Below are 6,613 nucleotides of genomic sequence, written 5' to 3' on the forward strand. Positions count from 1 at the left end.
ATGCTGTGAGCCGGCTCTTGTCAACTGAAGCTGCTCGCGCAAAAACAAATGGGTTGTCGGAGGGCGGCCTGCGTAGATGAGCAAGGATGAGACAAATACGAGGTCGCCAAGATCGATTTTGGATAGAATAGAGAGAAGTGCAGCTTATATGGAAGCCAATTTCGGAGAAAGGCTGACAAGAGAAAAGCTTGCCCAGCTGGCCGGGCTGAGACCGGAGCATTATTCCCGGTTGTTTAAACAATACAAGCTGAAATCTCCGATCGATTATTTGACGGAACTGCGTATCCAGGCGGCGAAGCTGCTGTTGCGGCGCCGGGATCTGACGGTCAGGCAAGTGGCGCGGGCGGTTGGATTTGAAGATCCGTATTATTTCAGCCGCCGCTTCAGCTTGCATACGGGGATGGCTCCGTCGGAATATAAGCGACAGCCGCAATTGCGTGTGGTCGCCGTTGACTATTATGGACATTTGCGGGCGCTTGGCATCCGGCCTGTTGGAGTGAGCGCAGGGATGGTTGGGCTGAAGGGGCTTCACGCGGACTGGTCTGAAGATGCCGTTGACATCGGCATAGATGATTTTCCCTATTATGACCTTGCTGCAGTTGAGCGATTACAGCCCGATGCTATTTGCGTGCCTGTCTCCTGGATGAAGCGTGAACAAAGCGAAGCGCTGCTTGTAGAGGCGGATACTAAAAAAGACCCTTTGTACAGTCAATTCAAAGTAATAGGAGCCGCATTGGGGCTGGATAAGCAGGTTGAGGACTGGCTGCGCATGTATGAAGAAAGGTCTTCGGCGCTGCGCCGCAGGCTGGAGGCGAGGATGGGGGGACAATCGATCGCGATTCTTCGCATTCGCACCGCCTATATTCAGATTTACGGAAATGAAATTATGGGCTATGGGGTGTACAAATCGCTTGGCTTGACGCCTCCTCCTAAGCTAGCCAAACAATTTGAGATCAACGGAAATTATCATTCGACGGTTATCTCCCTGGAAGAACTGCCTTTTTATCATGCCGATCATCTCATCGTTGTTGTACAGCCTGACGAAGAAACGGAGCAGCTATGGATGGACATTCAGAAGTCTTCCGTCTGGCTGGACTTCCCGGCAGTTCGCAAAGGCCATATTTATCGGGTGGATGTTCACCGGTGGCTAGCCTATGATCCGCTCTCCATTATGGCGCAGATGGAAGAAGCTGCAGAGTTGCTTGGAGCAAGCTGCGTCGAAGAATAATCGCCATATAAATGCACAATAATCCATCCCCGGTCGTCAGCGTGTATGGCTCTCATAAAAAAGCTGATGCTATAATCGATTATGATAATCGTTATCAATGAATCGGAGGGAATGGAGAGCTATGAAAGTGAAATACCGAGTTAGAGGCTGGCATATGGCGTTTATGCTGGCGCTTGTGTTTGCGCTTGCGGGGTGCAGCACTTCGACGGGGAAACCTTCCGGCGATGCGCCAACAAGAGAATTTATAGATGATATGGGGAGGCATGTAGACATTCCGACGAATCCGCAAAACGTGGTGCTGTGTGAATTTTCGCCGATTGCGCTTACGATTGGCCTTAAGCCGGCAGCCGTTTGCAATAATGACTTTCTTAATTCGTTTACCAAGGCATCGCTCGAAGGGATTGAGTCTGTAGGCGATCCGCCCAATGTCGAGAAAATAGTGTCCATTTCACCGGATCTGATGGTGTTCAGCTCGGTATACCCTAAAATATACCGGGAAGTTATGGATCAAATAGAAAAAATAGCTCCGGTTGTGTATGTGAATTTCACGGACCCGATTTATGATGTTTTTCCCAAGGTTGCCGATGCGCTCGGGAAAAAATCTCAAGTGGAAGACTGGATCAAAGGTTTTGAAGCCGACAGGACTGGAGCGCGGGAGAAAATAAAGCAGGCCATCGGAGATGAGACAGTTTCCATTTTACGTATTGCCAAAGGGGACTTGCGCGTCTATCTGAGTACAAACTTCGGCGGTTATGTCGTGAGAAATGCTCTGCAAGCTAAAGCCGTTGCTAAAGTTCAGGCGGAGATCGACAAGGACCGCTGGAAAAATGCAGTGGCCATCTCGCATGAGCTGCTTCCGGAGTATGCGGGCGATCATCTGCTGCTGATCGTGGAGGATGAGGAGCAGTACAAGGAAATTCAGCAAATGGCCTTGTGGAAAGGGCTGCCCGCTGTCAAAAATGGACAAGTATATTTGCTCGAGGCCGGCAAATATTACAATTCCGATATCATCACGATCCGAGAAACGATGAAGGAAGTCGCCGATTTGTTAGCATCCGGCAAATCCAAGTAAAGGACGCGTGTGCTGCTATACAGCAAAAAGGTACAGTTCCTCCCTAAATGAGGAATTGTACCTTTTTGTTTAGCGGTTCGTTTCCATGAGTCGGGGTCAGGGGTTAGCGATACCGGAATTTATAAAAAATAGTATTGAACGCAAACAAACGCCATGATATAATCAATAGCGTTATTGACAAATTGAATTTTCAGGTGTTTACAATTTCATCCCTATCTTAATTGTACATCTGGAGCTTCGGTTTGTCAATGCTCTTTTTTTAGAGCAAAAAAGTTTAACTTCACGCAAGCGGCAAGGCGTGAGGGAACTTTCTGCTCGCAAGAAAAGCTAGCGTCAGAACACGCAGGTATCTTCCTCGTAAGGGCCCCGATCGGCAGCTTATCTTATCCGGGAAATGGAAAAAGGAGTGTGTTCCGTATGGAAACAAAGGATTGGCGGCAGGAGCAGGAGCGGCTGGAATGGGTCAGGAACAAACTGCAGGCGAGAATCGCGGAGCTGGAGCCGGAGGTGGCCGGACTGCGCGATCAGGCGGCGGACATTCGCAAGCGGTTTTGGGAAGACTTGTCGATCAATACGAGCACGACCGAAGATTTTGAAGATACTTTCTACTCGGTACAGCAGCAGTCGGCGATGCTGGCCGAACGAGAGCGCAGCCACCAGCGAATGGTGCAGCAATGGAACGGCATGAAGCGGCTGCTTCCATCGCCTTATTTCGGACGCGTTGACTTTCAGGAGGAGGGCTTGAACGCGAGCGAGAAGGTCTATGTCGGCGTAGCTTCTTTCGTAGACAATGACGGACTGGATTTTCTGATCTACGACTGGCGTTCCCCCATTGCGAGCTTATACTACGATTATCCGCCGGGCCCGGCCTCCTACTTGACTCCGACAGGCCGGATCGAAGGGACGATGAAGCTCAAACGGCAATTTCAAATTCAGAACGGACAGATTCGCACCATGTTCGATGCGAGCGAAACGATCGGGGACGAATTGCTGCAGCAAGTGCTCAGCAAGGACGCGGATTCGCAGATGAAAAGTATCGTGGCAACGATCCAGAAGGAGCAGAACGCCATCATCCGCAACGACAAAAGCCGGATGCTTATTGTTCAGGGGGCGGCAGGCAGCGGGAAAACTTCCGCGGCTTTGCAGCGCGTGGCGTATTTGCTCTACAAACACCGCCAGACGATCAGGGCTGATCAAATTGTGCTTTTCTCGCCGAATTCGATGTTTGGCAGCTATATTTCCACCGTACTTCCCGAGCTCGGCGAAGAAAATATGCAGCAGACGATATTTCAGGAGTATCTTGAGTATTGGCTAGGTTCCTCCTTGCGTTCAGAGGACTCCTTCGATCAGATCGAATACACCTTGACAGCACAGGGGGAGCCGGGCTATGAAGCTCGCCTTCAAGGGATCGCGTACAAAACCTCCGAAGCTTTTCTGAAAGCTCTGCAAAACTACGGGCAGTGGCTCGGGCGGGAAGGTATGTTGTTCAAGGACATCTGTTTTCGGGATCGCGTATTGATTACGGCGGAGCGTATGAGCGCGAAGCTGTACGAATTCGACAGCTCCCTGCCGCTGTTCAGTCGTGTCGTGCTTCTGCAGGAATGGCTCATGAACGAACTGGCCGCGCTCGAACGCAAGGAACGGGAAGCTTCCTGGGTGCAGGAGGAGTTGAATTATCTCGATAACGATCAGTACGCAGAGTTTTTCGATATGCTGCACAAAGAGAGGGAGCTGTTCGACCTTTCGGAGCATTATGCTGTGGTTCAAGAGTTAATGAGCAACAAGCCACGGGGAGATGAAGGCGACGTTGACTTTGCCCTGCGGGAGGAGGAGCTGATCCTTCGATCCATTGTGAAAAAGAGCTTCAAGCCGCTAACGAGAATCGTGAAGAAATTCGCCTTTATCGATATTACAGGCATTTACGGCCAATTATTCGGCGACGAATCGTCATATCGGGAGAAAACAAATGAAGCCGCCGTCCCATCGTATTGGCCGGAAATCTGCAGGCAAACCAAGGAGATGTTGGGTCGCAGCGAATTGTTTTACGAGGACGCGACGCCTTATTTGTTTGTGAAAGAACTGGTCGAAGGCGTCCGGACGAACACGGAAATCCGGCATGTTTTCGTCGACGAAGGCCAGGATTATTCGGCGTTTCAGTATGAATATATAAAGAAGCTGTTTCCGCGTGCCCGGATGACGGTGCTCGGCGATTTCGGGCAAGCGATCTTCATGCAGTCCACCAATCTGGAAGCGTCGGACTCTCCGCTGATCAGGTTGTTTGGCGAAGCCGATACAAGCCTCATCCGCCTCGTGCGAAGCTATCGTTCGACCAGAGAGATCGTGGAGTTTACGAAATCGCTGCTTCCGGGCGGGGAGGAGATCGAGCCATTCGACCGAAGAGGCGACAAGCCGCTTCTGATCAGTGCGAGCGGCGTGAAGAAGCGTAATGCGCGAATCGTGGAAGACATCGCTTCGCTCAGAGCTGAAGGTCTCACTTCTATCGCTATAATTACAAAGACCGCTGCAGAAAGCAGGGAAGCCTATGAATCGTTACATGCCCAAGGCGTTGAAGGGGTGCAGCTGATTACGAAGGAGACCCTTGTTTTTGAAAAGGGAGTGATGATTATTCCCGTGTATCTCGCCAAAGGCATCGAGTTCGAGGCCGTCTTCATCTATAACGCCTCGCCGGAAGCTCACAGCCGGGACAACGAGCGCAAGCTTCTCTACACGGCGTGTACGCGGGCCATGCACCGGCTTCATCTGTATACGGCGGGCGATTGGTCGCCGTTCGTGCAGGCACTGCCTGCGAGTTTATACGAGCTAAGGTGATCGTCGCCTATAGGCGGAGCGGGGGCTGGCATGAGCTCGCATGAGCTGGGATGGACCGGCATGGGCCGGTGTGGTCGGCAGGCCATGCGAATGCGTAGGCCTCGATGCGGCTTGGATGTGCGCCGGACGCCCGGTTCATCCAGGTCGCGCCTCGCCGGCTTTTCCCGCTTTCCGCCCGAACGCGGCGGCAGCATGCAGGGTGGCTCGGGCAGATGAATTTTGGCGGGCATGCTTCAGCCTTTAATGGAAATATTTGGGCGAGCAACAGGCGAGATATCATGTGCACATGTGCGAAAAATCATACAAACGATTGCGCAGCCCTAGGGTAAGGAGCGAAGATATGCGGAAAATCGTACAAATGGGCTCAGATGGAAGGTTATCGCGCATAGAGTATGCGAAAAATCGTACAAAAAGCTGTGAATGTGGCACTCGGAGATTATGATTGTATGGAAAATCGTATAAATTCATGGACATGAATGTTTCTCTTGCCAAGCCGCCTCTTGAAGGCGTAAAATAATCTTAAATCATAGACGCAAGTGGCGAAGAACGCCCCAATAATCCTTCTGATAGGGAGGATATTGGGGCTTTTTTATTCACACTATCCTGAATTCACAAGCTGAGCTATGATCGGGAAGCAAAATTGAGGTTTGTCATCATACATAGGGGGCGATTAATGATGGGCTTCGAGGCTGAGCATGAAAGATGGTTTCAGAAACATCTGTCCAGGCGTCAAGGCGAACGTAAGGATGCGCTGAAGAGAGGACATGGGTATGGAAATCGGTTGTTTGTTGAAAACATATGGTGGCCTCTTATGGGGGATTTTAATGGGCTGCATCCGGAATACGAGGTTGGGGATTGGCGGGGAAGATCTTATTTTGTTGACTTCATGTGGATTTTGGGCGGACATCTTTTTGCAATTGAAATCATGGACTACGGGTCGCATGGCAAGGACCGGACTAAATATCGTATGGATCTGAATCGGGGATTGTTTCTGCAGTCGCAGGGCTGCTGTTTTATCACGATTCCATTGGATGAATTGAAAGATAATCCTTCCTTTATCTCGAACATGCTTCGGCATATTCTTGCCCCCTATTTGGGTGCGGTGACGGAGCTAACCGGGCAGATTATTCATGCGTACGATAAAACAGAACGGGAATTGATGCGCTTGGCTATTCGCCATCATCGTGTTGTGCGTCCCGCGAAAGCTGCGAGAGAGCTTGAGCTTCACAAGGAAACCGTCATCAAATATTGTTGCAGGCTTGTAGACAAAGGGAGATTTCGGGCGGTGCCATCCGGTACGTCTGGCAAAATTTATTACTATGAGTATGTGGGCCCCACACAAAGTCCGGATTTGATTTGAAAAATGGAGGTGCTGCTCCACGGGAAGAAGAAAAGAAGAAACAGGAGCAGGAGCAAGGAGAAGGAGAAGGAGCAGGAGCAGGAGCAGGAGCAGGAGCAGGAGCAGGAGCAGGAGCAGGAGCAGG

General features: G+C 50.8%; 4 protein-coding genes. All 4 read left to right on the forward strand.

Annotated elements, in window-relative coordinates; all coding sequences use genetic code 11:
* Positions 1-148: 148 nt before the first annotated feature.
* The 4 genes from BLR08_RS01920 to BLR08_RS01935 all read left to right on the forward strand — a co-directional run bounded on the left by BLR08_RS01920 (position 149) and on the right by BLR08_RS01935 (position 6,489).
* The gene (locus BLR08_RS01920; RefSeq protein WP_072327892.1) at positions 149-1,228 is read left to right on the forward strand and encodes a helix-turn-helix domain-containing protein; all 1,080 of its coding nucleotides are present in this window, start codon (positions 149-151) and stop codon (positions 1,226-1,228) included.
* A gap of 121 nt (positions 1,229-1,349) precedes the next feature.
* Complete coding sequence (locus BLR08_RS01925) at positions 1,350-2,300, forward strand: ABC transporter substrate-binding protein (protein WP_176835391.1); 951 nt, start codon at positions 1,350-1,352, stop codon at positions 2,298-2,300.
* A 417-nt stretch (positions 2,301-2,717) separates the two neighbouring features.
* Positions 2,718-5,129 carry an RNA polymerase recycling motor HelD gene (gene helD, locus BLR08_RS01930; RefSeq protein ID WP_072327896.1) on the forward strand — a complete coding sequence of 804 codons (2,412 nt, stop codon included), beginning with the start codon at positions 2,718-2,720 and terminating at the stop codon, positions 5,127-5,129.
* 673 nt (positions 5,130-5,802) lie between these two features.
* On the forward strand, positions 5,803-6,489 hold the full coding sequence (locus BLR08_RS01935; protein ID WP_256257374.1) for a hypothetical protein: 687 nt from the start codon (positions 5,803-5,805) through the stop codon (positions 6,487-6,489).
* Positions 6,490-6,613: the final 124 nt, after the last annotated feature.

Origin of the sequence: Paenibacillus sp. cl123, from assembly GCF_900101595.1 — a bacterium.
Lineage (GTDB): Bacteria > Bacillota > Bacilli > Paenibacillales > NBRC-103111 > Paenibacillus_G.